Source organism: Microbacterium suwonense (assembly GCF_030296555.1).
Taxonomy (GTDB): Bacteria; Actinomycetota; Actinomycetes; order Actinomycetales; family Microbacteriaceae; genus Microbacterium; species Microbacterium suwonense.
The window spans coordinates 1,944,303-1,971,097 of record NZ_AP027728.1; the positions used below are offsets into that span (position 1 = coordinate 1,944,303).

Genomic DNA, 26,795 nt, shown 5'->3' on the forward strand with positions numbered 1-26,795 from the left:
AGAGGGGCGGCCTAATCGAGCTCGAGAACGTAGGAGTGCTCGTCGCCGTAGTGCGCGAACCCGGCTCGGGCGAGGATCGGGGCGGATGTCGACACGCGTCCCTTCACGAGAGCGGTTGTCGCGCCGAGCTCCGCGCCGACGCGCAGCCGTTCGGCCAGCACCGCCCGGTATGCGCCGCGCCCTCGGGCCGAGGGCAGAGTCGCCGCACCCCACAGCCGCAGGAATCCGTCGGCGACCGTGCAGCCACCTGTGCTCACCGCGACGCCGTTCAGGCGGCTGAGCACTCGGAAGCCCTCTCCGGATTCAAGTGCTGCGGTCACCTCGGCGAGTTCTTCCTGCAGTCCCTGTTCGCTGAGCGGCTGCTGTTCCCAGACCGGGACGTTGACGGCATCCACCTCGCGCACCTGCTCGAGAGTGCGCACGACCTCGGCGGTGACGCCCGGCGGAACCTCGATGGGCGCCCCATCGATCGGCCGCGCCAGCACCGCGACGGTATCGGTGTGCACCGCACCGCGACGCTGGAGCTCCTGCTCGATGTCGGGATGATCCGAAGCACTGGTCCAGAACGTCAGATTTGTCTCGCCCCATGCGCGCGTGCGCTCAATCGCGTGGTCGATCACGGCAGCGGCGTCCAAGGCCGACGCCACCTGCGACGCCTTGACTCCGCCACCGAACCGTGCGGGGTGGCGCACCAGCTGCAGTTCGGAATTCTGCTGGTCACTACCGCGAGGAAACCATACCCACGCGGCCGATGCACCCAGGATGTCGTCGACGCTGTGCACGGTCAGCGCCCGCCCTTCCGCGCCCGGAGAATATCATCAGGGCTGTCGACCCGCGCGCCCTCGAACCGCCCGAATTCACGCTCGAATGTGACGATGCCGGCGCGATGCTCGGCAGCGATCGCCGCAAGGTGAGTGTCAGCCACGATCCGCCCCGATCAGATGTGCGAAGGCGCTCAGGCGGGCAACCCCTCGGGTCGCCACGGCAGCTCGTCGAGCAGTGCGGGCGAGTGCACGAGATAGGCCGCAGACTTCGCACGGGAGATCGCCACGTTCAGGCGATTCTGCAGCAGCAGGAAGTCGGAACCGCGTGGCGCATCCCGGCCGCTGGACGCCGCCAGGGATGTGATGGAGACGACCGCCTCCTTGCCCTGGAAGTTGTCGACGGTGCCGACAGCCACTCCGCCCAGCCCTGCTGTCACGAGCTCATCGTGGATGAGCTGCTTCTGTGCGTTGTAGGGCGCGACGACGATGATGTCGGACTGCTTCAGCGGCCAGGGCCCGGCATCCGCCATTCCATCCACATAGTCGCGGCCGACCAGGTCCCGCACGATGCGCACCACCTCGGCCGCCTCCTCGATCGACTGGGTCGCATTGCCACGATGTCGCACCGGCACGATATGAAGGCCCGGGTCGACTCCGTCGATGAGGCGGCCGTCGGTGCCCGGCGCGGAAGCCAGCCGGCCCGCGTACGACAGCTGCGACACGGGAGCGGCCACCGACGGATGCATCCGCCAGGACTCTGCGAGGAAGTAGCCGTAGGCGGGATCGATGACCGAGGATCCATCCATCACCCAGCCCAGCGCCGAGGTGTTCACCGGCTCGGGATGAGTGCCCTGACTGACCTGCGGCAGCTGCTGCGGGTCGCCGAGCAGCAGCAGGCGCTTCGCCGAGGCCGCGACGGCGATGGTCGAGGCGAGAGAGAACTGGCCCGCCTCATCGATCACGAGCAGGTCGAGCCCCTTCCGATCCACGCGACGGGTGTTGCTGAAGTCCCAGGCGGTGCCTCCCACGACAGCGCCGCCCAACGCGTGCTCGGCCAGGAATGCCGACATGCCGTCCTTGCGGATCACGGTGAACGCATGCTGGGCGTCGTCGTCCTTGGGCTTCTTCGCCACCTTCGCCGCCGGGACCCCATCGGCGACGATGCGCTCCAGCAGGTTCTCGACGATGGCGTGCGACTGCGCCACCACCCCGACCCGGTACCCGTGCTCGTTCACGAGCCGTGCGATCACCTGCGAGCCGGTATAGGTCTTGCCCGTCCCCGGCGGACCCTGCACTGCGAGATAGCTCGAGTCGAGATCACGGATGCCGCGAACGATCGCATCGATCCGGTCGTCACCGGCATCCGGCAGCGGTGCACCCGAGACAGTACGCGGGGCGATCCTGCGCAGGATGTCGGTGGCCGCGTCGGCCGGGAAGCCCGGAGCGGCATGGTGCACGGATGCCGCCCACTCCTCGATCGCGCCCTGCTGGGTCGCGGCGTTCGGCGGGGCCGCCGGCGCGAGAGCAACCGGCAGATCATCCCAGGTCTGACCGCCGACCGTGCGCTCACGCACGACATACCCGTCATCGAGCACCTCGAGCACCTCGACCTCGTGCGGGACGTGGATGACCCGGGATGGCGCAGACGTCGAGAACGGCGCCGGCATCGCATACAGCGCGAACGGCCGCGCCCCGGCACCGATCGTGCTGCCGGGTGCGACCTCGCCGCGCAGGCTCAGCAGCCGGGTCTGCGTGCGCTGCCCCTCGCCGATACCCCAATCGTCGTCGATCGTGCTCGATCCGCTGTCGATGCGCAGCACGTCGCGCGTGGACTCCCAGATCGAGACAGGTTCCCGCAGTCGCTGGAAATGCCCCTGCCAGAAGCTCTTCGCCTCGCGCGGGTAGTAATCGATCGCGGCCGCGGCCACCCGGAACTCCTCACCGCTGCGCCCCTCCGCCTGGGCGTGCTGCGCCTCCGCCTGCAGCGCCAGCGAGAGCGGAGTCGGCTCGTAAGCTCGGGTCTCTGGGTCGTCGGGCGGTGCCGGCAGCACGCCCTCCGCACGTGCCAGCCCGATCAGCCAGTTCCGCAGCCGCCGGGTCGACACACAGTCATAGCGGTTGTAGTCGGCGAGATCGTCGAGGATGCTCTGCGCCTCGGCATCCGCTCCGGCGGCCGCCAGTGCGCGCGCCTGCACGTACTGCACGATCGAGTCGTCGCCCTTCTGCACATCGCTGGTGCGCACCTCGTCGCCCATGTACAGCGGCTCGAGCTTCTTGATCGAGTACGAGCGCGAGCCGATGCGCACCGAACGCAGCACGATCGGATACAGATCGACGAACACGCCCTCGCGCAGCAGCCGATCGACATCGGCCTCACCCACCCCGTACCTCGCGGCCATCGCCGCCAGATGCGAGGTCTCGTACGGGGCGTAATGGTAGATGTGCATGTCCGGATGGGTCCGCCGGCGCAGCTTCACGAACTCGAGGAAGTCGAGCAGCGCTCGCCTCTCGTCGGCGAAGGTGTGCGCCCACAGCGCTGTGTACTGCTCCTGGTCGTCGGTCCAGCCGAACAGATAGTCGATACCCCACAGCGGCTTGTCCTCGGCGGAGGCGACCGGCTCGGTGTACAGCGGATCGCCCTCGAAGTCGAAGAACAGGTCGCCGCGGTTCGGACGCGGCATCATCCCGATGGCGTTCGCCGAGACGAGCTCGTAGGGCGGCACGTCACCGGGTTCCAGCGCGACGCCGGCCTGCAGCCGCGCCTGCGCGCGCAGTGCTGTGAAGGTGTCGAGATTCATCCCGTCCGGAGCGGCGGATGCCGCGGCCAGATCATCGATCGTGAAGACGCCCGCCGCACGCAGCCTCTGCCGCTGCGCGGGTCGCATCCTGGCGACCATGAGCAGGTCACGATGCGCGGTCACCTGCTCTTCGCACGTGGCGCAGCGTCCGCAGGCGGCGACCTGCAGATCGTCCCGATCGTCACCCCAGGCCAAGGGCTCCCCAGCCGGTCCCTGCTCGATCGCACGGTCGGCGATCAGCGCGCGCAGGCGTGCGCGCCGCACGTGGAACAGCGGCAGGATGTCGTCGACGCGGTGCGTGCTGGTGGTTCCGTCGCCAAGCAGCAGGTCGACCTCATCGGAGCGACGGATGCCGAGACGATCGAGCTGATCGACGTATGCCGCCAACTGCATAAGAGCGGTGGATCGCGCCGTGCGGGCGAGTTTCGAGTCCTGCACGCGCCAGAGGCCGTCCTCGTCGTCGCGCCGCAGGAAGTCCGCGAACCCGACGAACTCGGGCGTGGAGAAGGCGGCCTGGAAGACGACGGATGCCGATGATCGCAGCGCACGTTCGGTATCGGCCACCACGGAGCGCAGGGCTTCGGCATCCGTCGACGACACTTTCGGAAGTGCGACGACCCCAGGACCGCCAGCAACCGACTCCCCGAGGTCGGCCAGGTATCGGTTCAGCACAGCGACCTCGTGCACATCGCCGAGCTTCGCGGCGCGCGCGAGTGTGGCGTCCTCCGGATCTTCGACGGCCGGCACCCGACCGAGCTTGGCATCGATCGCTCGCATCCAGGCGAATTCGCACTCCGCGGCCGCCTTCAGGTCGCTGGCGCTCCAGACCACCCGGTTCTCTGCTGCGATGACCCGCACGTCGTTCCTCTCGCTTGCCTGCCTCAGACACTATCCCCGGCCGCCGACATCCCGATCGTCACGAGCTCGCCCAGCCTTCCGCGACCACTTCCCCGGGCGCGCTGCCCTGCCTCACGGGTCGCGAATCGCTGCATCCGGCCGCGGGAAGCAACCACCTGCGCCACACGAAGCATCACAACGGCGCGGCACGGCGCGCGCGGCGCGCGTGGCGATTACGACGAGCGCCACCAGGCGTCGGCGGGAGTCACGGGCAGGTGACGCTTGTGCCGGGTCGCGAGGTACTTCTGCTCGATGCGCGCGGCGATGTCCCCCGGCACCGCGCGCCCCTCGAGATAGTCGTCGATCTGCTCGTATGTCAGGCCCAGCTCATCTTCGTCCGCACGGCCGGGAGTGCCGTCGAGCAGGTCGGCGGTGGGCACCTTCTGATACAGCCGCTCGGGTGCGCCGAGGTGCTGCAGCAGCATCCGTCCCTGTCTTTTGCTCAACCCAGCCAGCGGCACGATGTCGGCCGCGCCGTCGCCGAACTTCGTGTAGAACCCGGTGACGGCTTCTGCGGCGTGGTCGGTGCCGATCACCAGGAGCCCGTCGTGTCCCCCGAGCGCATACTGCGTGACCATGCGCAGGCGCGCTTTGATGTTGCCACGATTGAAGTCGGTGATCTGCTCGCCGATGCCCTCGGCGATGTCCTGCTCCAACCCGTCGACGCCGTGCTGGATGTTGATGGTCACCGAGCGGTCGGCGGCGACGAATCCGAGCGCGGCCTCGGCATCCGCGGCATCCGCCTGCACCCGGTACGGCAGCCGCACCGCGACGAAGCGCGCCTCGCCGCCCGAGGCGCGCACCCGCTCCACGGCAAGCTGTGCAAGCCGCCCGGCGAGGGTCGAATCCTGCCCGCCCGAGATGCCCAGCACGTACCCCTTCGCACCGGTGGCGCGCAGGTAGTCAGCCAGGAAGCCGACCCGCGCGTCGATCTCACCTGCGGGGTCGATGTCGGGCTTCACGCCCAGGTCTTCGGCGATCTGTTGCTGCAAGGTCACGGCGGCCTCCTTCGTCGGGCTTCCAGTCTCCACCTGCGAGGATGGATGCGTGAAACTTCTCGTCGCAGCGCTGGATTCCGAGCTCCAGGCGTTCCCCGCAGAACTGCCCGGTTTCGACCGACTCGTCACAGGCCCGGGCAAGCTGATGGCCGCCGTCGGGCTCGCCCGTGCACTGGATGCGCGCGGCGCAGATCTGTACGACGAGATCGTGGTCGTCGGCACGGCGGGCGCGGTGAGCGACGAGGTGGAGTCGGGTATCTACGAGGTCGGCGCCGCGATCCAGCACGACGTGCAGGATCTCGACGGCGTGATCGGCCGGCATGTATCGCTCCCTGCGCGCGTGGAGACCGATCGGGACGGCGTGACGATCGCGACCGGCGACATCTTCGTCGACGACGCGGATGCCGTGGCCCGGATCCGCGCGCTCGGTGGCGTGCTCGTCGACATGGAGACCTTCGCGTTCGTGTGGGTGGCGCAGCAGTTCGGTGTGCCGATCCGAGTGCTACGCGTGGTGTCGGATCGTGCGCAGGACGGCGCGACACAGGTGTGGGACGACGTGGTCGCCGCGTGCAGCGCGCAGCTGTGGGATCACCTGCAGCGCGAGTACGCCATCTGATCTTCTCGCGCGCCGATCAGCCGCGCGGTGCGTCGATCACACTCGGGCCATCGGGCAGCGCGCGGACGGTGAGCTGAGCGGGGATCTGCTCCTGCATGGCCTCGACGTGGCTGATCACGCCGACGGTGCGGCCGCCCTGCCGCAGTTCGTCGAGGGTGCGCATGGCGGTCTCAAGGGTGTCGGCATCCAGGGACCCGAATCCCTCATCGATGAACAGCGTGTCCAGACGGATGCCGCCGGCGCGCGCTGTGACGACCTCGGCTAGTCCCAGGGCGAGCGCGAGCGAAGACAGGAATGTCTCACCGCCGGAGAGCGACTTCGCTGGCCTGGTCTGCCCGGTGAAGGCATCGAAGACGACGATTCCCAGGCCGGAGGCCGCACCCCGCGCTGCTAGCGCATCGGAATGCTGCAGTTCGTAGCGTCCGTCGGACATGTCTCGCAGCCGCAGGTTGGCGGCGGCGACGATCTCTTCCAGCTCGGCAGCGAGCACGAAGGTCTCCAGGGTCATCCTGCGCGTGTTGCCGGCTCGGCCGGCCAGCGTGTCTGCGAGACCGCGAAGCACCTCGAACTCCTCGGCATCCGATGCGGATGCCGCGTGCTCGGATGCGGCCGCGTCGACGGTCGCCGTCAGACTCGTCTGCACTCCGCGGGCACGGCTGTCGTCGTCGACCACGCTCAGCCAGGCGGCCCGCGCAGCAGCGGCCTGCTCCTGTGCGACGGTGAGGTCGATCGGCTCCTCGGGGAGGGCGCGCAGCTCGAGATCGAGCAGCAGCGCCCGCTCCTTCTCCCGCGCGACGCGATGCGCCGTGACGCGCTCATCGAGAGCGGCGATCTCGGCGGCGCCGAGCAGAGCCTGCTCGGCTTCGGCGAGCGTGTCGAAGAGGGAGTCCGCGATGGCCCGATCCAGCTCCGCCCGCGCGTCGCTTGAGCGTTCGGCTGCGGCGACGTGCGCATCGATCGCATCCGCAGCGGCGATCGCGGCTGTGATCTGCCGCTGCGCTTCGGCGGCGCGTTCGGCGACGGTCGCGTACTCACCGCGAGCGGCGGCGATCAGCCGTTCGGCGTCGGCGATGCGCTGTTCGATCAGCGACAGCTCGGTGCGGGCCGCGCTGCGGGACTCGGATGCCGCGATCCGGCGCGTCTCGAGGTCTGCAGCGCTGTTCTGCAGCACGTCCAGCTCCGCCGTGAGCGTCGCCGCGCGCTCGGCGGCTGCGAGCGCCGCATCGTGCGCGCTGCGCGCTTTCGCCAATTCGGCTTCGGCCCGCTCCGGCTCCAGCCCGGTGGAGCGCTCCAGAGCAGCCGCGTGCGCGGCGGTCAGGCTCGACAACTCCTTCGATGCCGCGCGCTCGACGGCGGCTGCGGCATCGCGTTCGGTCTCGGCCGCGGCGATGTCGGCGGCGGAGACCGGATCGGAGTGCTCGGCGGGGGACGGATGCTCGGTGGAGCCGCACACCGCGCAGGGCTCTCCGGCAGTGAGCGCGGATGCCAGCTCGCCCGCATAGCCGTCGAGGCGACGCTTGCGCAGCTGGGCGAGCGCTTCCTGCGCGCGCGTGTGCGCGTCTGTCGCTTCGGACTCGGCACGGGCCGCATCCGTGATCGCGGCGGCAAGGCGTTCTGCCTCGACGGCTCCGGCCCGGCGCTGTTCGGCGGCAGCGACGGTCTGCGCGGCGCTGTCGGCGCGATCGCCGTCACGACGCGCCGTGTCGCGCTCGGCGGTGATCTCGGCGATGCGAGTCGGCAGGGTGTTGCGTTCCGCCTCGATCGCAGTGAGCTCAACGGATGCCGATTCCTCGGCAGTTCGTGCCGTCGCAAGCTCTTCGGCCCGCCGCGACGCCTGGGCTTCGAGTTCGGCGGCGCGCTGCCAGCTGCCGCTCTCCCGCGTGCGATCCGATGCCCAGGAGCGGAAGTGGGCGGGCGAATGCGGTTTAGGAACCGGCACCGCCAGTGCCAGCGCGTCGCCCAATGCCTGCTTCTCAGCCTGTGCGGCCTGCTCGACAGCGGTCGACGCGCGACGCGCAGCGGTGATCAGACTGTGCAACGGCTCGGCGGCCCGTCCGCGATCGCGCCGATCCGCGGCATCCGCGATCTCCGCCTCCTGGGCGTCGAGCGCGGCGAGTGCAGCCCGCGCCCGGTCGCGATCGTGCTGCCCCTGTCGCTGTTCTTTGAGGGCGGTGAGTGCGGCATCCGCCGCTGCCAGTGCCGTCTCGGCCGCAGTGCGCTCCTCTGCGAACCGCTCCACCTGGTAATCGGCGCGAGCGATCGCACGGCGGAGCCGCTCGATCCTGGCATCCGTCGTCTGCGGCGTGACTTTCTCGTCATCACCCCACAGTTCGGATTCGCCGACGAGTCGCTCCGCCTCGTCCAGTCGCGCGTCGACCGCGGCCCTACGGCCGGCGAGTGCCTGCTCGGCGGCACGGCGCCGCTCATCGAATCTCGCCTGATAGTCCGAGAAGCGCTCGGTTCCGAACAGCCGCCGCAGCAGCGCCTGCCGCTCTCTGCTGTCGGCGAGCAGGAAGTCGGCGAACCGGTTCTGCGCGAGCAGGATCACCTGCAGGAACTGCTCCTGGCTGAGCTGCAGGATCTCATCCAGCTCGTGCGCGACGTCGACGGACCGCGCTGCCAGGCCTGCCCACTCGCCGTCGACCAGCCTCTCCAGCAGGGCCGAGGGCTGCTGCGTGGTCATCCCGCCACCTCGCTTCGCCGGCCGCTCGTAAGCGGGCGAGCGCGTCACCCGGTAGCGTCCGGCGACGGTGCTGAACTCCACCACGACCTCGGTCGGGTCGTCGGGCTCGCAGTGGTCGCTGCGCAGCCGCTTCTCGCCGCCGTCGTAGCGGGGCACTCCCCCGTACAGGCCGAAGCAGATCGCGTCGAGGATGCTGGACTTGCCCGCGCCGGTGCGCCCGGCGATCAGGAAGATGCCGTCGTCGGCGAAGGCATCGAACTCGACGGATTGGCGCGTGCGGAACGGGCCGAACCCGCACACCTCCAGGCGATGCAGCTGCATCAGACGAGCGCCTCGGCGCGCACCCGCTCATCGAGCACCTCGCGGATCAGCTCGGTCTCGCGCTCAGTCGCCCCCTGCCCAGAACGGACGTGCTCGAGAAAGGCCTCGATGCGCTCCGTGTCCGTGACGGCCCCTCGCAGTCGCTGCGCATAGGAGCGCTCGTCGCCGGCATCCGCTCCTTCGGGCTGGTGCTGCACCAGCGCGCAGAACGGAAGGCGCTCGCGCAGCCGACGCATCGGCTCATGCTGTGTAACCGGATCGGTGTAGACCGCGCAGACCCAGTCATCGGCGTGGGCCGCGGCGTTCTGGTCGGAGAGGATCTCGTCGAGCGCGCCGGTAAGGGTCACGAGCGCGCGCGGCACGGGCAGTGACAGCCACTGGGTGCTCGCCAGCCCGTCGGCATCGAGATCGACCAGCCAGGAGCCGCGCTCCTTGTGCTGCTCGCCGAAGCTGTAGTGCAGCGGCGCACCCGAGTAGCGCACCCGTTCGCTGAGCTGCTGACGACCGTGGATGTGACCGAGCGCGACGTAGTCGGGTCTATCGAAGGAGGCCAACGGCACCATGTCCAGACCGCCCTGACGCACTTCGCGTTCGAGACCCACCGTGGCATCGACACCGGCTGCGAAGCAGTGCGCAACGGCGACGGAGCGCCCCTGGTGCGCGACCATCCCCTCGCGGACCAGCCCCATGGCGTGCTGCATCACCTGCGCCTGCGTGCGCAGTGCGGGCGCGTTCCCCTCGGCATCCGTCCAGTGCTGGCGCACGATCGCCGGCTCCAGGTAGGGGATGCCGAAGAAGTGCACCGGGCCGTGCACGTCGTGCACCGTGACCGGAGTGGCGATCGCGAGCGGATCGGTGAGCACGTGGATGCCGTCGCGCAGCAGCCGGGAGTGAAAACCGAGCCGCGCGGCGGAGTCGTGATTGCCGCTGGTCATGATGACCGTCGCGCCGGTCTCGTGCAGCGCCAGCAGCGTCTCGTCGAGCAGGGTATAGGCGGATGCCGCGGGGGTGGCCGAGTCGAACACGTCGCCGGCGACGATCACCACGTCGACATCATGCTCGCGCACCTGGTCCACCAGCGCACCGAGCACCTCGGCCAGAGCCGCGAGCGTGGAGTGCCCGTGGAACGTGCGGCCGATGTGCCAGTCGGAGGTGTGCAGGATTCGCATGTTTCCAAGGTAGGCAGGGCCTCCGACATCGCGGTCGAGGCGTGCCGCACGAGGGGCGCACCACCGCTTCGCGGGGCGCGACACGCCGCATCCGCCGCGTGGAGGCGACCAGGTGCGCCACCTGAAGGCCGACGGCGAGCACCGAGGAGCACCGGCGAGGAGCGGAAGGTCCCCTGACCCACCCTCGTCGTGACGACCGGCACGTGGTGATGCGGACTGCGCTGTGCGCGGTCACGGGTGCGGAATGCGGGGCTGCGTCATGCGTGGTGATGGGCTGCCCTCCGCCCGTACTGGTCGACTTGCCCCGCCGACCAAGGGGTTGTGCCCGCTTCGTCTCGACTACCGACTTCCGCTGCCTCGTCTATTCGTCCAGGTCGTGCCCCCAGTTCGCCTGCTGGATCCGACCGTCCAGTTCTCGAAGCTGCCGCGCCACGTCGTCGGCCCGCGCGCGCAGCTCCGCGACCGGCAGCGCGGCGAACTGGCGCAGCTCCGAGCGCATCTGGCGCATGAAGCCCTGATCGGTGCCGGATGCCGCGGTGGCGGCGTCCGTGAGAAGCGAGTGCCGCATCCGCAGCACGTCGCGTGTCGCGAGGGCATCCGTCATCGTGCCGTCGGCGCCGAGGTCGACCCGGCTGTTCGTCGTGTTGATGCGGCGGATCAGGTCTCGCAGCTGATCGAGCGCGGCATCGGCCTCGACCAGCAGCGCGGCGGCATCCTCTGCGGGCTCCTCGCCCTCCTGATAGCGCGCATTGCCGGTGATGCGGGAGCGGAGCTGTTCGATGCGGCGCTGAAGATCTGCGCGCGCCGCGAGCGCCTCGGCGAGTCTCATGCCCTCATCCTGACAGCCGACGGCGCCGATGTCACCGTCGGCGCTGCAGGTGCTGCTTGTCCGGATGCGCGTCGAACCAGTCCGCGACGTACCAGCACACGGCATCCACCTTCCGATCTCCTCTGGCCTCGATGTCGGCGACGGCCCCGGCAACCACCTCGGCCGCATAGCCGTTGCCCCGGAAGGCCGGAACCGTGAACGCCCGGGTCAGCGCGATGGTCCGGCCGTCATCGCGATAGTCGAGCACGCTGACCAGAACGCCGTCGCGGGTGAGGCTGTAGCGGGAGGAATCCTTCTCGTCAGCGAACGCATATCGAGAGGCACGAGCAGGAGAGGTCATGCAACCACGTTACGTCGTGTGACGGCTCGGAGATCGACACGTTTTGACACGGCGGGTCATGGTAGGAAATAATCAGCCCCATGACCACCAACGCAAGCCCTTTGTCCGCCCAGGAGGCGAACAGGACTGCCGGGATGATGATGCCCGGTCGCGTTGGCATGTGTTGCCGAATGTGTTGCTAAGGCGCAACCACCCAGATCGACCTGTTGTCTCCCTTCATCTCAAGGGCCAGGTCTCTGAGCGCCCACCCTTCGCGCTCATCCCCCACCGGCTCTCCCGGTCATCTCGTGCAACGCATTCCGAGCCCGCCGGCTCGCATCCTCCAAGGACCATCATCATGTCGAACACCGCACTTCTCGAGCGTCCCGTCACCGCCCCCGTCCGCATCGTCTCTCCGACGGATGCCGCCGCAGACCTGCCTTCGATCCGCTCACCCCGCGGCTTCGCCCTGTACGTCGGCATCGACGAGATCAAGGCGGCCGAGGCCGGAGTGAGCCTGCCCCTTCTCGTGGACGCGCTGCGCCGCACGCTCGCCGAGCTCGCTCCGAGCGCTGAGACCCACGCCACCGTCGCGCTCGCTCCGCAGTCCGCCGGCGGCCGCGACCTCGATGTCGTGCGCCTGGCACTGCACGAGCCCGGCGCCATCGCCCGCGCGCAGGCCGCCGTCGAGGAGGAGAAGGACGAGGATGCCGGCGTCGTCGTCGACATCTCCCGCAAGCGCGTGCTGCTGGACGGCGAGTCCGCCGCCTTCACCTACAAGGAGTTCGAACTGCTGCAGTACCTGGTGCTGCGCGAGGGTCGCACCATCGAGCGCTCCGAGCTCGTCTCGGCCCTGTGGCAGGCGTCGTCCGAGGAGGACGCCCCCGGCGAGCGCACCATCGACGTGCACGTGCGCCGCCTGCGCGCCAAGCTCGGCCGCCACGAAGACATCGTGCGCACCGTGCGCGGCGTCGGCTACCGCTTCGACCGGCACGCCGATGTCACGATCCGCTACGGTCACGGCACGCCTTCGCCCGACCGCTTCTGAGGTCTCGAGGCGGCTCTGCGGCTTCGCATCCGCCGCCGTTCTCGAGGTCGAGCGCCCGCGGCCGTTTCCTGCAACCGCGCCAGTTTCCTGCAACCGCGCCAGTTTCCTGCAACCGCGGCCGTCTCCTGCAGCCGCGGCACTTTCCTGCAATCGCGCCATCGATCGATGCAGCGGATGCCAAAGAATGCAGCGCACCGCGGCAGTTCTCAGCAACCGCGGCAGTGCTCAGCATCCGCGGCAGTTTCCCGCAGCCGCGGCAGTTTCCCGCAGCCGCGGCACTTTCCTGCAACCGCGCCATCGATCGATGCAGCGGATGCCAAAGAATGCAGCGCACCCGCACGGGTGGGCCGCGCCCGGGCCGTTCATGCGAGCAGCGCGCGAAGTCGGGATGTCGGCGGGGACGCGTAGGGTTCCTGATATGACCCTGGTGACGGATGCTGCGCCCACGGCGGCACGCGAATCCGTCTACCGTCCGCGGCATCCGCTCGATCTGATGGCGACCGTCGGGATGCTGCGCCGCGGCGGCACCGACCCGACGATAGTCATCGACGGCGGACGCCTCTGGATGGCGTTCCGAACGGATGCCGGCATCGCGTCCCTCTGCCTGCGGAACGTCGGCGACGAAATCCACGCAGCCGCCTGGGGCTCGGGCGCCGGGGAGGCGCTCGATCGGGTTCCTGCGCTGTGCGGTGCCGACGACGATTCGACCGGGTTCGATGTCTCCTCGCATCCGAGGCTGGCGGAGGTCGCACGCCGCAATCCCGGCATCCGGATGACGCGCACCGGACGGGTCTTCGACGCACTGGCCTGCGCGATCATCGAGCAGAAGGTCACCGGCATGCAGGCTTTCGGTGCCTGGCGGCAGCTGGTGAGCAGCTACGGCGAACGCGCGCCGGGCCCGACGCCCCGTCCGATGTTCGCAGCACCCTCCTCGGAGATGTGGCGCTCCATCCCGTCCTGGGCGTTCCACCGTGCGGGAGTCGAGCCATCGCAGGCCCGCACGATCGCGCGCTCCGCGATGCGCGGGCCGAGCCTCGAACGCGCCGTGCTCTCGGCATCCGATGGCCCCGCTCGCGAGCGGGTGCTCACCAGCCTTCCCGGGATCGGCCCGTGGACATCGGCCGAGACGCGCATCCGCGCCCTCGGCGATCCGGATGCCGTGAGCGTGGGCGACTTCCATCTGGCCCACGAGGTCGGCTACGCCCTGACCGGCAGTCGCACCGACCACGACGGGATGCTCGAGCTGCTGGCGCCCTGGGCGGGACACCGCCAGCGCATCATCCGCCTGATCTTCGCCGCCGGCATCCGCGAACCCCGCCGCGGCGCGCGTCTGGCCCCAGAGGACCACCGCGCCCGCTGAGCCCCGCCCGCTCTTGCCTGGTGCCCGCTCCTGGATCGAGGTCGACCGTCTGCACGCGATCGCCACGGATGCCGGATGGACGGCGGTGCGCGAGCCGAAGCCGTATCCACGGTTCAGCGACGGTACTGCGCGTCGTTCGTCGAGGATGCCAGCGGCATCCGCCGGGAGTTCGTGCACAATCCACCGCGGGAGACCGCCGAGGAATGAATGGCTCTTGCCGGTGTCTGTGGTCGGGCGCAGAATGCAGTGAGCCGGCGACGACGTCGGCATCCGACCGGAAGGCGAACCGATGGCTGTGCTGACCCCTTACCTCTCGTTCCGCGACAACGCCCGTGAAGCGATGACGTTCTATCAATCGGTGCTCGGCGGCAAGCTCGACCTGGTCGAGTTCTCGTCGTTCCCCGACATCATGCAGGATCCCGCCGACGCGAACAAGATCATGCACTCCTGGCTCGCCACCGACGACGGAATGGTGCTCGCCGGTTCGGACACCCCTACCGGCATGGACTTCCGGCCGCCAGAGAACATCTCGATCTCGGTCAGCGGCGACGACGAAACCCGGATGCAGGCGATCTGGGACGGCCTCAGCGACGGCGGCACCGTGACCATGCCGTTCGACTCCCCGCCGTGGGGCGGACGGTTCGGCATGCTCGTCGACCGCTATGGCATGTCCTGGATGGTCACGGTCCACGCGGCGTAGCCCATGCGGCTCGGCCGGATGTCGGTGGCAGGCGCCACACTGTGGGGATGGCGACATTCGATCACCTCGGCATCACCGTCGACGACGTGCCCACGGCATCCGCCCAGTTCAACCCGGTCTTCGAAGCGCTCGGATACACCCGCGCGTACGACGCGGAGGAGCATGCATACTGGCGCCGGACCGATGAGCCGGAGATCCTGCTCTACAGATCGCGCGAGTCCGGTCGGCATGTACACGGCCGGGTCGGCTGGCAGCATCTCGCCTTCGCCGTCGATTCCCGCGACGAGGTCGATCGCATCCATGCGATCGCGCTGACCGCAGGCTGGGCCGAGGTGAGAGCGCCGAAGGAGTACCCGCGGTTCACCGACCGCTACTACGCCGGCTTCATCGAGGACTCCAACGGCATCCGCCTGGAGATCATGCACAACCCGCCGCGCGACGACGGCTGATCACAGCCCGGTCCGCGTCAGGGGATGTGCGTGCGCACCGCATCCATGAACCCGGCGGGGTCGTCGACCGAGATCCGCAGCGCGGAGACGGTGACCTCGCCCTGTGGCAGCCGCAGCGGCGTGGGCCCTTCGAGTGCGATCTCGATCTCTGAGTGGTCTTGGATCACGTGGTTGAGCACCTGCTCGTCGCCGACTCCGGTCAGGCTCAGCTGCGGCGCATCGGTCAGCGCGTGGCGCCGTCGCTCGACCGAGGCGACGACGTCCCAGGGCAGGTCGATGTCGACCTCGCCGCCGTGTCGGACCCGGATGCCCTCAGGGCCCACGGCATGTGGGCGGGTGAGGTAGCCGAGCAGGATGCCGAGCGTCGTCACCACACCCCACACCCCGAGGGCGATGAAGGGCCAACGCAGCCACGGGATGCCGTGGACGAGCAGATCGATCACGGGGATCTCCACTGCTGAGAGCCCGATGAACACGATCAGGATCGTGCGCACCGGCTTGTCATAGCTGAACCCGCTCGCTCCCTCGGGAACATACGGCTGGCGCGAGGCCCAGCGCCAGATGCTGCGATAGCCGGCCAGCTCCAGCTCGGAACCACGACGGATGCCGTGACGCAGCTTCTCCGAGCCGTGACGCTCCGGCCCGATGCGCCGGGGCTCCCTGGCATCCACCTCGGGGCCAGCCTGCGGCATCATCGCTCCTCTCGTCACATTGCATTCGTAATGTAACTGGCGGGCTTCTACGTTGTCAATACGACTGCAACGTGAAAACATGAGTGCATGCCCAAGGTCGTGGATCACGCCGAACGACGCGCGCAGATCGCGGAGGCGCTGCTCGCCGTGATCGGACGCGAAGGCCTGGCGGGCGTCAGCCTGCGACGGGTCGCAGCCGAGGCCGGAGTCACCGCCGGAATGGTGCAGCACTACTTCGCTTCCAAGGACGAGATGGTGTCGTTCGCCATGCAGTCTGCCGGCGCGCGGTACGAGGCCCGAATCCGGGCATCCGTCGAGGCGCTGGGACCCGACGCCACACCCGCTGCCACACTCCGAACAGTGCTGACCAACTACATTCCCCGATCGGATGACGAGCTGCACGACGGCCGCATCAGCCTGGAGTTCCAGTCCCATGCGGGCGGACGCGCCGACCTGAGCCGCTCCCTGGGCACGGATGAGGCTCCGCTGCTCGGCTGGTTCACGATGCTCGTCGCTCAGGCCTGCGGCATACCGGACACCGACGCCGCACCCCGGGCACTGGGCCTGTTCGCCACCGCGGAAGGCCTGGGCCTGAAGGTCATCAGCGCCGCACTCTCCCCCGCCGATGCGCTGACCGCCCTCGACGTGCAGCTCGAGCTCAACGGCATCCGCTGACCGCGCCGAAGGTGCCGTTGCGGACGGCAATGGCAGGCATCGAGTTCCGAGACACGGAGGCCTTCATCGATGAGATCCCGCAGGCGTACGAGCCGATCGACACGATGATGGCGGATGCCGCCGACTTGGCGTCGAAGGTCGAACCACGCCACTGCATCTGCGAGCTCGATCAGGATCGCAGAGCGGCGTCTATGAGCACCTCGGCAGCCGTACGGGCCTGCTCCGCGGCCGCGGGGTCACCGGAGATGGCCGCAGTGCTCTGGGCCCCCTCCGCCAAGATCGACAGCTGCGCCGCGAGAAGCTCCGATCCTCCGATGCCGGCGACCAGCGTGCTCATGTAGCGCTGGAACGACTTCTTGTGCTCACGCACGATCTCGGCGATCTCGGGGTCGGTGCCGCCCAGCTCTCCGAACGCGTTGATGAACGCACAGCCGCGGAAATCGTCCGTGCAGAACCAGTCCTGCAGGTAGGCGAAGACCGCGATCAGCTGCCCACGAGCATCAGGCCCCGCCGCACGAACACGACCGCCCAGGCCCTGCTCCCACTCCTCGTGTTTGCGCGCCAGCACCGCCTTCACGATGTCGGTCTTGGAAGGGAAGAGCCCGTACAGCCGGCGGAGTGACACGCCGGCGGCGGTGCGCAGCTCATCCATCCCGACCGCCGCGTAGCCCTTGCGGTAGTACAGCCCCTCGGCGGCGGTGAGAATCCTCACGTGTGCCTCGTCATCGTTCATGCCACCATCCTACTTGACACGAGAACGACCGTTCTCTACAGTTGTGATCACCGGCTGAGAACGAGCGTTCTCAAGTCGGATTCGAAAGCTCATCCGAACTCTCCGAAGACAAGGAACAACATCATGGGATACATCACCGTCGGAACCGAGAACAGCACCGACACCGAGCTCTACTACGAAGACCAGGGATCCGGCCAGCCGGTCGTCCTGATTCACGGGTACCCGCTCAACGGACACAGCTGGGAGCTGCAGACCCGCGAGCTCCTCGCCAACGGGTACCGCGTCATCACCTATGACCGCCGCGGCTTCGGGCGGTCCTCGCATGTGGGCACCGGCTACGACTACGACACGTTTGCCGCCGACCTCAGCACCCTCCTCGAGACGCTGGATCTGCGCGACGTCATCCTGGTCGGCTTCTCCATGGGAACCGGTGAGCTCGCCCGCTACGTCGGCCGCTACGGGCACGAGCGCATCGCGAAGCTCGCTTTCCTCGCCTCACTCGAGCCCTTCCTCCTCGCCCGCGACGACAACCCCGAGGGCGTCCCGCAGCAGGTCTTCGATGGCATCATCGCCGCGGCGAAGGGCGACCGCTACGCCTGGTACACGGACTTCTTCGCAGATTTCTACAACCTCGACGAGAACCTCGGATCCCGAATCAGCCAGCAGGTCGTGGACGCCAGCTGGAACGTCGCCACCTCCAGCGCGCCCGTCGCCGCCTACGCGGTCGTCCCCACCTGGATCGAAGACTTCCGCAGCGACGTGGTCGCGGTCCGCGAGAGCGGCAAGCCGGTGCTCATCCTGCACGGCACCGCCGACCGCACCCTGCCCATCGATGCCACCGCACGCCGCTTCCGCGCACTCGTCCCGGACGCGGAGTACGTCGAGATCGAGGGCGCCCCGCACGGACTGCTCTGGACTCACGCAGCCGAGGTGAACACCGCCCTGACGGCCTTCACCGCCCGGTGAGCCGTGCCCGGGAGCGGGGAGAGATCGGCAGATCGCTCCCCGCTCCCCATGCACAGAGGTCGTGACAGCGGATCAGATCGCCGCCGCGACCTCCACCGCCTGGTCGGTGAACGCCCGTTTCGGCACGAAAGCCAGCAGCACGGCGGCGGCCAGTGCGGTGACGCCGCACACGATCCACACCGTCATGTAGCCCGAGAGCGAACCGGCGGTCGCCTCGGCGGCATCCGCCCCGGCGCCCACCACGCCGTTCAGCAGGGCGATGCCGAATACGCACGAGGCGATCGCACCGCCCACCGTCTTGACCGAGTTGGTCAGTCCGGTCGCCACGCCGGTCTGGGTGGAGGGAGCAGCGGATGCCGCAGCTGCCGGCAGCGCGGCCACCAGCGCCCCCGAGCCGAGGCCGACGATCACCATGTTCACGATCACCTGCAGGTAGGTGCCGTGCAGGGGCAGGAACAGCAGGAAGCCGACGCCCACCAGCACCGAGGCGCCCATCAGTGTCAGCCGTGGTGCGGTCAACCGGGCGATCACGGGGAACAGCAGCGCGCCGGTGATCATCGCGATCAGGTAGATGCCGATGATCAGCGAGGTCGCGAAACCGGTCGTGCCGAGCCCGTAGCCGTAGACGTCGGGATCGGTGCGCGCGAAGGTGGACAGCGGCGCCTGTGCGCCGAGCACGCTCACTCCGAACAGCCCCGCGGTCAGAAACACCGGTCCCAGTGCCGGCGAGCGGAACATCCGCACGTCGATCACCGGGTCGTCGTGCTTGAGCTCCCACAGCACGAACGGGATCACCAGCACGATGCCGAGCAGCACCACGCCCCACGACCAGAAGCTCGTCAGTCCGCCGGGCAGGCGCAGCAGGCTGAGCCCGCCGGTGAATGCGATCAGTGCGAGCGAGATGAGCGTGATGCCGACGGTGTCCAGCCGTCCTCCGGTGAGTTCGGGCGACTCCTTCACCCCGAACAGGATGACGAAGAAGCACACCACGATCAGCACGGCAGGCACCAGCAGCACCACGGTCAGCGGCAGGATGTCGATCAGCGCCCCACCGACGAGGGCGCCGATGATCGCGCCCGCTTCGAGTGCCGCGACGAGCATCCCGGCGGCCCGTGCTGTGATGATCGACCGGTTCTCCATGGTGCGGGACCGCGACCAGATCAGTGCGATCTCCAGCGGCAGCCAGACGACATAGAAGCCCATCAGCGCCCAACCGATCAGGAACACGACGAAGGAGTCCGTGAATGGCAGCACCAGTGCGGCCGCTGCCGTGAGAGCCGTGGAGACCAGCAGCATCCGCTTGTGCCCGATCATGTCGCCGAGTTTGGCGAAGGCGGGCACGACGAGTGCCGAGAGCATCAGCTGCGCACCCTCGAGCCAGTTCACATCGGCGTCGTGGATGCCCAGGTGTCGGGCGATGTCACTGAGCATCGGGGTGTAGTACCCCTGCAGCACCCCGCTGGTGAACTCGACGAAAGCGAGAAAGCCGACGACGGCGGCGAGCGCGCCCAGAGTTGCTCGCGCGGTTTCGGTGCGCGTCATCGCGCCTCCTGTCCAGGATGTTCCCGCGGGCCCCATGCCCGCGGTGCGGCTGAGATCACCCTAGCTGTTCGATGAGCGCGCGATGGAACCGCTCGCCCCGCACCAGCGCCTCGATCTCGACGCTCTCGTCGACGCCGTGGATCGACGCCCGCTGCGCACTCGACATCTCCAGCGGGGCGAAGCGGTAGACCGACGGCGAGAAGCGGTGGAAGTGCCGCGAGTCGGTGGCGGCCATCATCACATACGGCACGGCGGGCACCCCCGGATGCGAGATGCTGAGCGCCTTCTCGAGCAGCCCGAACGGCGCGCCATCGGTTGCCGACTCCGGCGAGGGGCCGGTGCCGTCGAGCACCTCGATCGCCACCAGCGGGTCGCGGATGCGATTGCGCACCCGCAGCACGGTGCCGTCGACGCTCTCACCGAGGGCGAGTCGCAGATTGATCGTGGCGGATGCCTGCGAGGGGATCACGTTCGCCGCCGTTCCCCCGGATTGCATGGTCGCGGCGATCGTGGTGCGCACGAGGGCGGCGGGTTCGCCGCCGAGGCGGGCGAACAGCCGAGCGGTGAGAGCCGGCATCCGGCTCAGCATCCGCAGTGCAAACCCGGCCGCGCCCGGTGTGCGCAAGGCGAACAGCGCCAGCATCCGTCGGATCGCCTTCGGCGTGCGGGCGGGGAACATGGACGGGTCGAGGCGATCCACCGCGCGCGCGATCCGCCGCACCGCGGTGAGGGTCGGCGGTGTGGATGCGTGGCCGCCGTCGCCACGGGCGGACAGGCGCAGCGTGACGATGCCCTTCTCTCCCACGCCGATCATCGCGGCGCTGCCGGGCACGAACGGCAGCGGTGAGTCGACCACCGCCCCGCCCTCATCGACCACCAGCCACGGCGTGATGCCGCGCTCGCGGAAGATGTCCGAGATGGCCAGCGCCGCATCGCCGAAGGTCTCCTCATTGCCGCCGAACGACAGGTACACGTCGCGGGCGGGCGTGACCCCGTCGGCGAGCAGGTTCTCGACCGCCTCGATCACGACGATCAGCGGGCCCTTGTCGTCGAGCGCACCGCGCCCGTAGACGCTGCCGCCGGAGATCCGCCCCTCGAACGGAGGGAACGTCCACGGGTCGGACTCATCGACGGGCACGACGTCGTAGTGCGCCATCAGAACGACGGGATCGGATGCCGGGTCCCGCCCCTTCCAGTGGAACAGCAGCCCGAAGTCGGTGTGGCGCTCCAGTGTCAGGTGCTCGTGCACGAGCGGGTACTGCTCGGCGATCAGACGCACGAACGCCTCGAAGGGCTCGTGGCCGCGTTCCTCGAGTTCGGCGGAGACCGTGGGCAGCTGGATCATCTGCGACAGCCGCTCTGCGATGCCGGGTCGGACGGTGCTCATCCGCTCAGCCTATTGTCGTCCGGGCCCGACTCCGACGCCCGACGTCGATGCAGAACGGGGGCCGACACGCCAGATGTCGGACGGATGCCGCAAAAACGGCCTACATCTGGCGTGTCGGCCCCCAGAATGCAACGGGCGGAACGGGCAGAACAGGGGCCGGAGGACCGAACCACGACGTCAGACGTCACGTGCGCGCAGCACGAGGTGCGAGGCGATGCTGACGTAGAGGGTGAACAGGGTCAGCACGCCGATGCCGACGAGCGGCGGCACGCCATCTGTCGCGACCACGGTGTATCCGGCTTGTCCGGCCGTCGTGGGCCAGAACCTGGCGACGGTCTCTCCCACAGCCCCGGGGAGCGCCGGGAGCAGGGCCGGCGCAAGGAGCGCGATCGCGACAATGATGCTCAACGCTCCTGACGAGGAACGTGTGAAGATGCCGAAGGCGAGCCCCAGCAGCGCCGTGAGCGTGAGATAGAGCGCTGCACACAGCAACGCGCGCGTTACCGCCGGGTCGTCGAGGGGTGCTGCCGGCAGACCTGCCGCGCGGATGATCGCCTGACCAGCGAGGAACGACGCGGTCACGGCCAGAATAGAGGCCACTGCTGCGATCGCCGCTGTCACTGCAGCCTTCGCCGCCAGCAGTCGGCTGCGCTGCGGCACGACCGAGAGGCTGGTGCTGATCATGCCTGTGGCATATTCGGACGTGACGGCTGCGGCACCGAGCATTCCGAAAAGCAGCTGCCCGACGAGGATGCCCTTCAGGCTGATCGCCGTAGGATCCCACCCCTCGGGGAGTTCCGTGTGCCAAGACTCGAGCAGACCGGCGATGCCGAGCAATCCGATCGCGACGGTGGCGAACACACCGGCGATCGCCGTCAGCCAGGTACCACGGATGCTTCGGGCCTTGATCCATTCCGACGCGAGCAGATTCATGCGCGCAGCTCCTTTTCTGTCGAGGCGGCGGTCATGCGGAGGAAGACGTTCTCAAGGGAATCCCTGCGAGTGGTGAGTTCAGACACCTCGATACGCGCGGATGCCGCGATGCTGCCGATCCGGTCGGTGTCGGCATCACCCACGACGAGCTCATCGCCGTCGCCCGGCGCGACGCGCAACCCGGCATCCGAGAGCGCGGTACGCAGAAGCTCACGCTGCGGGGAGCGCACGATCGTCCACTGCGACATGCGCGCATCAAGGAAACTGCGGAGTGGCTCGTCGGCGACGAGCCGGCCGTGATGGATGACAAGCAGATGGTCGGCGGTCAGCTCCATCTCGTTCAGCAGATGGCTGGAGAAGAGCACGGTGCGGCCCTCGGCGGCCAGGTCCCGCATGAGGCCCCTCGCCCAGCGGATCCCATCAGGATCGAGCCCGTTGAGGGGCTCGTCGAAGATGACAATACTCGGCTCGCCGATCAACGCCGTGGCGATTCCGAGTCGCTGCATCATCCCCAGGGAGTAGTCGCCGGCCGGTCTTTTCGCCGCAGCTGCCAGTCCGACCCGTTCGAGGGTCTCCTCGACGCGAGCTCGCGGGATGCCACCGAGTCGGGCGAAGGCCTGCAGGTGATCGAACCCGCTGCGACGAGGATGCACCGCATGCGCATTCAGCAGCGCACCCACCACCCGCATCGGGGTGTGGAGCTCGGAGATCCGTCGTCCGTGGATGGTCGCGATCCCGGCGCTCGGCCGGTCGAGTCCGAGGATCATCCGCAATGTCGTGCTCTTTCCCGCTCCATTGGGCCCGAGGAAGCCCGTGACGACACCGGGACGCACCCGGAAGTCGAGGCCGTCCACGGCGGTGATCCGGCCGTAGCGCTTGGTGAGTTCGTGCACCTGCAGAGTCGGCGCCTCTGCAGGCGGAGAGATTGATAGATTCACGAAAAGTACACTACACCGTGTCGTGTAGTTCTGCACGGTTCGGTGTAGCCTGAGGTCAGGAGATGATGTGACGCAGACCACCAAGACGACTCGGCCGGGTTCGGCGACCAAGCGCGCGGCGATCCTCTCCGCTGCGCGCCAGCTCTTCATCCGCAACGGCGTCGACCGCACGAGCATGGATAGCGTCGCCCGGCACGCGAACGTGTCAAAGCGCACGGTGTACGACTACTACGGCGACAAAAGGGGGCTGCTCCTCGGCGTGATCGAAGAGTCGGGGGAAGCCCTGCTCGCCTCCCTGCGAGCCGGCATCGATGCTCACCTCTCCGACGACACGAAGATCAGCGACATCTCCGACCTGGAGGCGGCGCTGACCGCTTTCGCGATGCAGGCCGGTGCATCACTCGTCGAATCCTCCGACTACTCCGCGACCGTCAAACTCATATCGGAGAACGCCGCTGCGCTCCCCGAACTCGAGGATCATCCCCTGGACAGAGCACACCGTGAGGTGCTGGCCGAACGATTCGCACACTTCGCTGAGCGAGGCATGCTCGATATCGACGACCCGCAGCTGGCTGCGGACCAGTTCAATGCCCTGACCACCCTTCTCGCCTACACCGATCGCCAGGGTGAATCGCTGAGCGCCGCCCGTGTCGCGACGATCATGCGCAGCGGCGTCCGCACGTTCGTGCGCGCCTACGCCCGGCCCTGACGCTCCGCCGCCGATACAGATCGGGGGCCGACACGCCAGATGTCGGACGGATGCCGCAAAAACGGCCTGCATCTGGCGTGTCGGCCCCCAGAATGCAACGGGCGGCAACGGGCGGAACGGAGAACGGCGAGAACGGGGACCGGAAGACCGGACCGGGGTGGCGTCAGCGCAGGGCGTGCTGCTCGATGAAGGCGCGCAGCGCCTGTTCGTCGTCGGCCATCTCGGTGACGTGCTGCGGGGCCTCCAGCATCTGCTGCAGCTCCGGTGAGAAGTCCAGGTCGACGCCGATCGCCTCGGTGATGGTCTCGGCGAACTTCTGCGGCTTGGCGGTCTCGAGCACCAGCATCGGCACATCGGCCTCCACGAAGGAGCGCGCGATGGTCACGCCGTCGGCGGTGTGCGGGTCGATGATCTCGCCCGTGCTCTCGTGCACGGAGCGAATCGTCTCCAGCCGGTCGGCATGCGTGGAGGTACCGCTGACGATGCCGAACTCGCTCTCGAACCGGGGCTGCTCGGCGGAGAGGTCGAAGAACCCCTGGGAGTCCAGCTCTGCCCACGCGCCCACCACGCGCTCCGGGGAGCGCTCGAGAAGCTCGAAGATGAAGCGCTCCAGGTTGGATGCCTTGGAGATGTCCATCGACGGGCTCGAGGTGGCGTGCGTGTCGGCGGCCGACCGGGGGCGGTAGATGCCGGTGCGGAAGAACTCGTCCAGCACATTGTTCTCGTTGGCGGCGAGCACCAGGCGGCGGATCGGCAGGCCCATGTTCTTCGCGAAGAAGCCGGAGAGGATGTTGCCGAAGTTGCCGGACGGCACGGTGAACGACACCTCGAACCCGTCGCGGAACTCCGGCTCCACAGCATCCGTCACCCGCAGCCAGGCCCAGAAGTAGTAGACGACCTGCGCGGCGATGCGGCCCAGGTTGATGGAGTTCACCGCGCCCAGGTGCTGCTCCCGCTTGAAGTCGAGGTCGCCGGAGAGCTTCTTGACCAGGTTCTGGCAGTCGTCGAACACTCCCTCGACAGCGATGTTGTGCACGTTCGCGTCATCGAGGGAGTACATCTGCGCGCGCTGGAACGAGCTCATCCGACCCTGCGGCGAGAGCATGAACACCGAGACGCGCTCCTTGCCGCGCAGCGCGTGCTCGGCGGCCGAGCCGGTGTCGCCGGAGGTGGCGCCGACGATGTTCAGCACCCGGTCCTTCTTCTCCAGCACATAGGCGAGCACCTGGCCCAGGAACTGCATCGCCATGTCTTTGAACGCCAGCGTCGGGCCCTCGGAGAGCCCGACCAGCGCGATGCCGTCACCGATCGATCGCAGCGGCACGACATCGTCGGGGAAATCTGCGTAGGCGGCTGCGGTCATGCGGGCGAGGTCCTCGCGGGGAATGTCTGTGGCGAACAGCCCGAGCACCTCTGCCGCGAGCTGCGGGTAGGTGAGCGCACGCCAGCGCTCCAGCGTCTCGGCGTCGACAGTCGGCAGCTGCTCGGGCACGGCCAGGCCGCCGTCGGGGGCGAGTCCTTCGAGCAGGGTCTCGCTGAACGGCTGCGGCTGCATGCCGCCGCGGGTGGAGATGTATCGCACGCTGAACTCCTCGGGTCTGCCGCTCGGGGTTTCCATTCTCGCAGGGACAGCCCTCGGCCGGGGCCGCATGACACCTGGCGGCGGTAAGACTGAAGAGAGGTATCGCACGGATGCCGAAGCCGGAAGGAGCATCATGACCAGGATCGACATGGCCCGCACGAACAAGCTCGGTTACGCCGCCGTCATCGGGATGGAGGCGTATTCCAGCAAGGCCGTCGAGAAGCGCCTGTACGAATTGATCAAGCTGCGCGCGTCGATCCTGAACGGCTGCGGATACTGCGTCGACATGCACGCCACGGACGGGGCGAAGCGCGGCATCCCCCAGCGCACGCTGCACGCGGTGGGAGCGTGGCAGCATGCGAAGAACCTCTTCGAGCCGAAGGAGCTCGCGGCTCTCGCGCTGACGGATGCGATCACGAAGCTGGGCCCGGACACGGTGACCGACGAGATCTGGGATGCCGCCGCGGAGCACTTCTCGGAGAGTGAGCTGGGCGGAATCGTGATGGCGATCTGCACCATCAACGTGTGGAACCGCATCGCGATCGCCACCGAGATGGCGCCGCCCGTCGACGAGAAGAACCCGATCGTCTGATGGCGCTCAGCCGAGCAGGTGCCGCAGATACCGGCCCGGCCCATCGAGGAACGATCGCCAGTGCCTGACGAGTTCCAGATCGTCCCACTCCGTCTCGCGGAGACCCCACTCCCCGACTTCGAGGATCCGAGCTCCGGGCAGGGCCGCGAGAACGGGCGAGTGGGTGGCGCACAGCACCTGTCCGCCTTCATCGGCGATGCGCTGCAGCACCGAGATGAGCGTGAGCGTGGAGCTGAACGACAGCGCCGCTTCGGGTTCGTCGAGACAGTAGAAGCCGGGCTCGTCGAAGCGTGTGTTCAGCACCTCGAGAAACGACTCGCCGTGACTCATCTCATGGAACCGTGAGGTGTCCCACTTCGACGGGTTCTCCTCGAGGTAGGTGTAGAACGAGTGCATCGTCTCGGCGCGCAGGAAGAATCCCCACCGACTGGCGCCCACACCGCGCTGAATGCGCAGCCAGTCCGACAGTGGAGACTCCGTGGCCCGAGTGCGGTGCTGCGCGCCGCGCGAACCGCCTTCGGGCGACAGTCCGTAGGCGATGGCGACGCCCTCGACGATGGTCGACTTGCCGCTTCCGTTCTCACCGATCAGGAAGGTCACCCCCGGCCCGAACTCGATCCCGTCACGCAGCACCTGTGCGACGGCCGGGATGCTCATCGGCCAGCGTCGGCTCGACACGGGTGCATCGTCGTTCGGATGCACGGCGACGACAGGATGCTGGCGCCGCGCTCCCGTGGATTCCCAGTACGCCGTCATGCTGACCTCCCCGTCGCTACCCGCTCAGAACAGCGCGGCCGGCAGAGCCCCCTCGTGCTCGAGCAGCCAGCGCTTGGTCAGCAGGCCCTCGCCCTTCGCGCCGCCTGAGTAGCCGCCGAGTCCGTCGCCGGCGATGACGCGATGACAGGGGACGATGAGCGGGACCGGATTGGCGCCCATGATCGCGCCGATCCCCGTGCCGGCACTGCCGTTCCACTGCGCGTGGCGAGCTGGCCGTAAGTGACGGATTCGCCGAAGGCGACGGTATCGTGCAGTGCGGTCAGCACGGCATGCGTCGCCTCGGTCTGTCGCCCGAGATCCACGGGGAGATCGAATGAG

Annotated in this window: 27 protein-coding genes and 1 pseudogene; 11 read left to right on the top strand and 17 right to left on the bottom strand. The window is 68.4% G+C overall.

The annotated features are described in order from the left end of the window. Positions 1 to 11: 11 nt before the first annotated feature. From QUE33_RS09725 to nadE, 4 genes are all read right to left on the bottom strand, one after another. Positions 12 to 647, bottom strand: a complete 636-nt coding sequence (locus QUE33_RS09725) for a GNAT family N-acetyltransferase (RefSeq protein WP_286299547.1) — start codon at positions 645 to 647, stop codon at positions 12 to 14. 137 nt (positions 648 to 784) lie between these two features. Further along, entirely contained in the window at positions 785 to 925 is a 141-nt protein-coding gene (locus tag QUE33_RS09730; protein ID WP_286299548.1) for a PIN domain-containing protein, read from the bottom strand. A 30-nt stretch (positions 926 to 955) separates the two neighbouring features. After that, positions 956 to 4,420 carry a TM0106 family RecB-like putative nuclease gene (locus QUE33_RS09735; RefSeq protein WP_350226443.1) on the bottom strand — a complete coding sequence of 1,155 codons (3,465 nt, stop codon included), beginning with the start codon at positions 4,418 to 4,420 and terminating at the stop codon, positions 956 to 958. Positions 4,421 to 4,632: 212 nt separating this feature from the next. Beyond that, a complete protein-coding gene (nadE, locus tag QUE33_RS09740; protein ID WP_286299550.1) occupies positions 4,633 to 5,457 on the bottom strand; it encodes an NAD(+) synthase in 825 nt (274 codons plus the stop codon). A 49-nt stretch (positions 5,458 to 5,506) separates the two neighbouring features. Between nadE and QUE33_RS09745 the strand changes: the two genes are divergently transcribed. Continuing rightward, positions 5,507 to 6,073, top strand: coding sequence for a nucleosidase (locus QUE33_RS09745; protein ID WP_286299553.1), 567 nt, complete (start codon positions 5,507 to 5,509; stop codon positions 6,071 to 6,073). Positions 6,074 to 6,089: 16 nt separating this feature from the next. On the opposite strand, the gene QUE33_RS09750 is transcribed toward QUE33_RS09745, so the two are convergent. From QUE33_RS09750 to QUE33_RS09765, 4 genes are all read right to left on the bottom strand, one after another. Beyond that, the gene (locus tag QUE33_RS09750) at positions 6,090 to 9,077 is read right to left on the bottom strand and encodes an AAA family ATPase (protein ID WP_286299556.1); all 2,988 of its coding nucleotides are present in this window, start codon (positions 9,075 to 9,077) and stop codon (positions 6,090 to 6,092) included. Then, the gene (locus tag QUE33_RS09755; RefSeq protein WP_286299558.1) at positions 9,077 to 10,246 is read right to left on the bottom strand and encodes an exonuclease SbcCD subunit D; all 1,170 of its coding nucleotides are present in this window, start codon (positions 10,244 to 10,246) and stop codon (positions 9,077 to 9,079) included. The genes QUE33_RS09750 and QUE33_RS09755 overlap by 1 nt, the downstream gene beginning before the upstream one ends. 361 nt (positions 10,247 to 10,607) lie before the next feature. Then, on the bottom strand, positions 10,608 to 11,075 hold the full coding sequence (locus tag QUE33_RS09760) for a DIP1984 family protein (RefSeq protein ID WP_286299562.1): 468 nt from the start codon (positions 11,073 to 11,075) through the stop codon (positions 10,608 to 10,610). A gap of 31 nt (positions 11,076 to 11,106) precedes the next feature. Next, positions 11,107 to 11,415, bottom strand: a complete 309-nt coding sequence (locus tag QUE33_RS09765; protein WP_286299563.1) for a GNAT family N-acetyltransferase — start codon at positions 11,413 to 11,415, stop codon at positions 11,107 to 11,109. 337 nt (positions 11,416 to 11,752) lie between these two features. On the opposite strand from QUE33_RS09765, the gene QUE33_RS09770 reads away from it, so the two are divergent. From QUE33_RS09770 to QUE33_RS09790, 5 genes are all read left to right on the top strand, one after another. Continuing rightward, on the top strand, positions 11,753 to 12,442 hold the full coding sequence (locus QUE33_RS09770; RefSeq protein ID WP_286299565.1) for a winged helix-turn-helix domain-containing protein: 690 nt from the start codon (positions 11,753 to 11,755) through the stop codon (positions 12,440 to 12,442). A gap of 418 nt (positions 12,443 to 12,860) precedes the next feature. Beyond that, positions 12,861 to 13,802 (top strand): DNA-3-methyladenine glycosylase family protein, encoded by a 942-nt coding sequence (locus QUE33_RS09775; RefSeq protein ID WP_286299569.1) that lies wholly within the window; start codon positions 12,861 to 12,863, stop codon positions 13,800 to 13,802. A 75-nt stretch (positions 13,803 to 13,877) separates the two neighbouring features. Continuing rightward, a complete protein-coding gene (locus QUE33_RS09780) occupies positions 13,878 to 14,009 on the top strand; it encodes a hypothetical protein (RefSeq protein WP_286299571.1) in 132 nt (43 codons plus the stop codon). Positions 14,010 to 14,091: 82 nt separating this feature from the next. Next, the gene (locus tag QUE33_RS09785) at positions 14,092 to 14,502 is read left to right on the top strand and encodes a VOC family protein (protein WP_286299573.1); all 411 of its coding nucleotides are present in this window, start codon (positions 14,092 to 14,094) and stop codon (positions 14,500 to 14,502) included. A 47-nt stretch (positions 14,503 to 14,549) separates the two neighbouring features. Continuing rightward, complete coding sequence (locus tag QUE33_RS09790) at positions 14,550 to 14,951, top strand: VOC family protein (protein WP_286299576.1); 402 nt, start codon at positions 14,550 to 14,552, stop codon at positions 14,949 to 14,951. Between the two features lie 17 nt (positions 14,952 to 14,968). Here QUE33_RS09790 and QUE33_RS09795 read toward each other — a convergent pair whose 3' ends face one another. Continuing rightward, a complete protein-coding gene (locus tag QUE33_RS09795) occupies positions 14,969 to 15,646 on the bottom strand; it encodes a hypothetical protein (RefSeq protein WP_286299578.1) in 678 nt (225 codons plus the stop codon). A gap of 84 nt (positions 15,647 to 15,730) precedes the next feature. Here QUE33_RS09795 and QUE33_RS09800 point away from each other — a divergent pair, with 84 nt between their 5' ends. Next, positions 15,731 to 16,318, top strand: a complete 588-nt coding sequence (locus tag QUE33_RS09800; RefSeq protein WP_286299580.1) for a TetR/AcrR family transcriptional regulator — start codon at positions 15,731 to 15,733, stop codon at positions 16,316 to 16,318. 17 nt (positions 16,319 to 16,335) lie between these two features. Beyond that, positions 16,336 to 16,485 (top strand): annotated as a pseudogene (locus QUE33_RS09805) (RtcB family protein); the annotation flags it as partial. 2 nt (positions 16,486 to 16,487) lie between these two features. Here QUE33_RS09805 and QUE33_RS09810 read toward each other — a convergent pair. Beyond that, positions 16,488 to 17,051 carry a TetR/AcrR family transcriptional regulator gene (locus QUE33_RS09810; protein WP_286299581.1) on the bottom strand — a complete coding sequence of 188 codons (564 nt, stop codon included), beginning with the start codon at positions 17,049 to 17,051 and terminating at the stop codon, positions 16,488 to 16,490. A gap of 123 nt (positions 17,052 to 17,174) precedes the next feature. Here QUE33_RS09810 and QUE33_RS09815 point away from each other — a divergent pair, with 123 nt between their 5' ends. Then, complete coding sequence (locus tag QUE33_RS09815) at positions 17,175 to 18,017, top strand: alpha/beta fold hydrolase (protein ID WP_286299584.1); 843 nt, start codon at positions 17,175 to 17,177, stop codon at positions 18,015 to 18,017. A 72-nt stretch (positions 18,018 to 18,089) separates the two neighbouring features. Here the strand turns inward: QUE33_RS09815 and QUE33_RS09820 are convergent, their stop codons facing one another. The 4 genes from QUE33_RS09820 to QUE33_RS09835 form a co-directional block, all read right to left on the bottom strand. Then, complete coding sequence (locus QUE33_RS09820; RefSeq protein WP_286299586.1) at positions 18,090 to 19,559, bottom strand: MFS transporter; 1,470 nt, start codon at positions 19,557 to 19,559, stop codon at positions 18,090 to 18,092. Between the two features lie 55 nt (positions 19,560 to 19,614). Beyond that, complete coding sequence (locus tag QUE33_RS09825) at positions 19,615 to 20,946, bottom strand: M20/M25/M40 family metallo-hydrolase (protein WP_286299587.1); 1,332 nt, start codon at positions 20,944 to 20,946, stop codon at positions 19,615 to 19,617. A 177-nt stretch (positions 20,947 to 21,123) separates the two neighbouring features. Beyond that, positions 21,124 to 21,879: an ABC transporter permease gene (locus QUE33_RS09830; protein ID WP_286299589.1), complete on the bottom strand. Its 756-nt coding sequence runs from the start codon at positions 21,877 to 21,879 to the stop codon at positions 21,124 to 21,126. Next, a complete protein-coding gene (locus QUE33_RS09835) occupies positions 21,876 to 22,772 on the bottom strand; it encodes an ATP-binding cassette domain-containing protein (protein WP_286299591.1) in 897 nt (298 codons plus the stop codon). The genes QUE33_RS09830 and QUE33_RS09835 overlap by 4 nt, the downstream gene beginning before the upstream one ends. A gap of 112 nt (positions 22,773 to 22,884) precedes the next feature. On the opposite strand from QUE33_RS09835, the gene QUE33_RS09840 reads away from it, so the two are divergent. Beyond that, positions 22,885 to 23,526, top strand: a complete 642-nt coding sequence (locus QUE33_RS09840) for a TetR/AcrR family transcriptional regulator (RefSeq protein WP_286299592.1) — start codon at positions 22,885 to 22,887, stop codon at positions 23,524 to 23,526. 163 nt (positions 23,527 to 23,689) lie between these two features. Here the strand turns inward: QUE33_RS09840 and thrC are convergent, their stop codons facing one another. Beyond that, the gene (gene thrC, locus QUE33_RS09845) at positions 23,690 to 25,108 is read right to left on the bottom strand and encodes a threonine synthase (RefSeq protein ID WP_286299594.1); all 1,419 of its coding nucleotides are present in this window, start codon (positions 25,106 to 25,108) and stop codon (positions 23,690 to 23,692) included. Positions 25,109 to 25,241: 133 nt separating this feature from the next. Here thrC and QUE33_RS09850 point away from each other — a divergent pair, with 133 nt between their 5' ends. Further along, positions 25,242 to 25,700: a carboxymuconolactone decarboxylase family protein gene (locus QUE33_RS09850; RefSeq protein ID WP_286299596.1), complete on the top strand. Its 459-nt coding sequence runs from the start codon at positions 25,242 to 25,244 to the stop codon at positions 25,698 to 25,700. A 6-nt stretch (positions 25,701 to 25,706) separates the two neighbouring features. Here the strand turns inward: QUE33_RS09850 and QUE33_RS09855 are convergent, their stop codons facing one another. Both QUE33_RS09855 and QUE33_RS09860 read right to left on the bottom strand, forming a co-directional pair. Next, entirely contained in the window at positions 25,707 to 26,456 is a 750-nt protein-coding gene (locus QUE33_RS09855) for an AAA family ATPase (protein WP_286299597.1), read from the bottom strand. A 24-nt stretch (positions 26,457 to 26,480) separates the two neighbouring features. Next, the gene (locus tag QUE33_RS09860) at positions 26,481 to 26,636 is read right to left on the bottom strand and encodes an MGMT family protein (RefSeq protein ID WP_286299599.1); all 156 of its coding nucleotides are present in this window, start codon (positions 26,634 to 26,636) and stop codon (positions 26,481 to 26,483) included. Between the last annotated feature and the right edge of the window lie 159 nt (positions 26,637 to 26,795).

What these genes read in the sequence shown, in the direction of transcription:
- QUE33_RS09860 (WP_286299599.1), bottom strand. Translation starts at nt 26,636, where the DNA reads ATGGGCGCCAATCCGGTCCCGCTCATCGTCCCCTGTCATCGCGTCATC.
- QUE33_RS09825 (WP_286299587.1), bottom strand. Translation starts at nt 20,946, where the DNA reads ATGAGCACCGTCCGACCCGGCATCGCAGAGCGGCTGTCGCAGATGATC.
- QUE33_RS09755 (WP_286299558.1), bottom strand. Translation starts at nt 10,246, where the DNA reads ATGCGAATCCTGCACACCTCCGACTGGCACATCGGCCGCACGTTCCAC.
- QUE33_RS09760 (WP_286299562.1), bottom strand. Translation starts at nt 11,075, where the DNA reads ATGAGACTCGCCGAGGCGCTCGCGGCGCGCGCAGATCTTCAGCGCCGC.
- QUE33_RS09775 (WP_286299569.1), top strand. Translation starts at nt 12,861, where the DNA reads ATGACCCTGGTGACGGATGCTGCGCCCACGGCGGCACGCGAATCCGTC.
- QUE33_RS09850 (WP_286299596.1), top strand. Translation starts at nt 25,242, where the DNA reads ATGACCAGGATCGACATGGCCCGCACGAACAAGCTCGGTTACGCCGCC.
- QUE33_RS09795 (WP_286299578.1), bottom strand. Translation starts at nt 15,646, where the DNA reads ATGATGCCGCAGGCTGGCCCCGAGGTGGATGCCAGGGAGCCCCGGCGC.
- QUE33_RS09830 (WP_286299589.1), bottom strand. Translation starts at nt 21,879, where the DNA reads ATGAATCTGCTCGCGTCGGAATGGATCAAGGCCCGAAGCATCCGTGGT.
- QUE33_RS09855 (WP_286299597.1), bottom strand. Translation starts at nt 26,456, where the DNA reads ATGACGGCGTACTGGGAATCCACGGGAGCGCGGCGCCAGCATCCTGTC.
- QUE33_RS09765 (WP_286299563.1), bottom strand. Translation starts at nt 11,415, where the DNA reads ATGACCTCTCCTGCTCGTGCCTCTCGATATGCGTTCGCTGACGAGAAG.
- QUE33_RS09785 (WP_286299573.1), top strand. Translation starts at nt 14,092, where the DNA reads ATGGCTGTGCTGACCCCTTACCTCTCGTTCCGCGACAACGCCCGTGAA.
- QUE33_RS09815 (WP_286299584.1), top strand. Translation starts at nt 17,175, where the DNA reads ATGGGATACATCACCGTCGGAACCGAGAACAGCACCGACACCGAGCTC.
- QUE33_RS09800 (WP_286299580.1), top strand. Translation starts at nt 15,731, where the DNA reads ATGCCCAAGGTCGTGGATCACGCCGAACGACGCGCGCAGATCGCGGAG.
- QUE33_RS09790 (WP_286299576.1), top strand. Translation starts at nt 14,550, where the DNA reads ATGGCGACATTCGATCACCTCGGCATCACCGTCGACGACGTGCCCACG.
- QUE33_RS09750 (WP_286299556.1), bottom strand. Translation starts at nt 9,077, where the DNA reads ATGCAGCTGCATCGCCTGGAGGTGTGCGGGTTCGGCCCGTTCCGCACG.
- QUE33_RS09810 (WP_286299581.1), bottom strand. Translation starts at nt 17,051, where the DNA reads ATGAACGATGACGAGGCACACGTGAGGATTCTCACCGCCGCCGAGGGG.
- QUE33_RS09770 (WP_286299565.1), top strand. Translation starts at nt 11,753, where the DNA reads ATGTCGAACACCGCACTTCTCGAGCGTCCCGTCACCGCCCCCGTCCGC.
- QUE33_RS09780 (WP_286299571.1), top strand. Translation starts at nt 13,878, where the DNA reads ATGGACGGCGGTGCGCGAGCCGAAGCCGTATCCACGGTTCAGCGACGG.
- QUE33_RS09820 (WP_286299586.1), bottom strand. Translation starts at nt 19,559, where the DNA reads ATGACGCGCACCGAAACCGCGCGAGCAACTCTGGGCGCGCTCGCCGCC.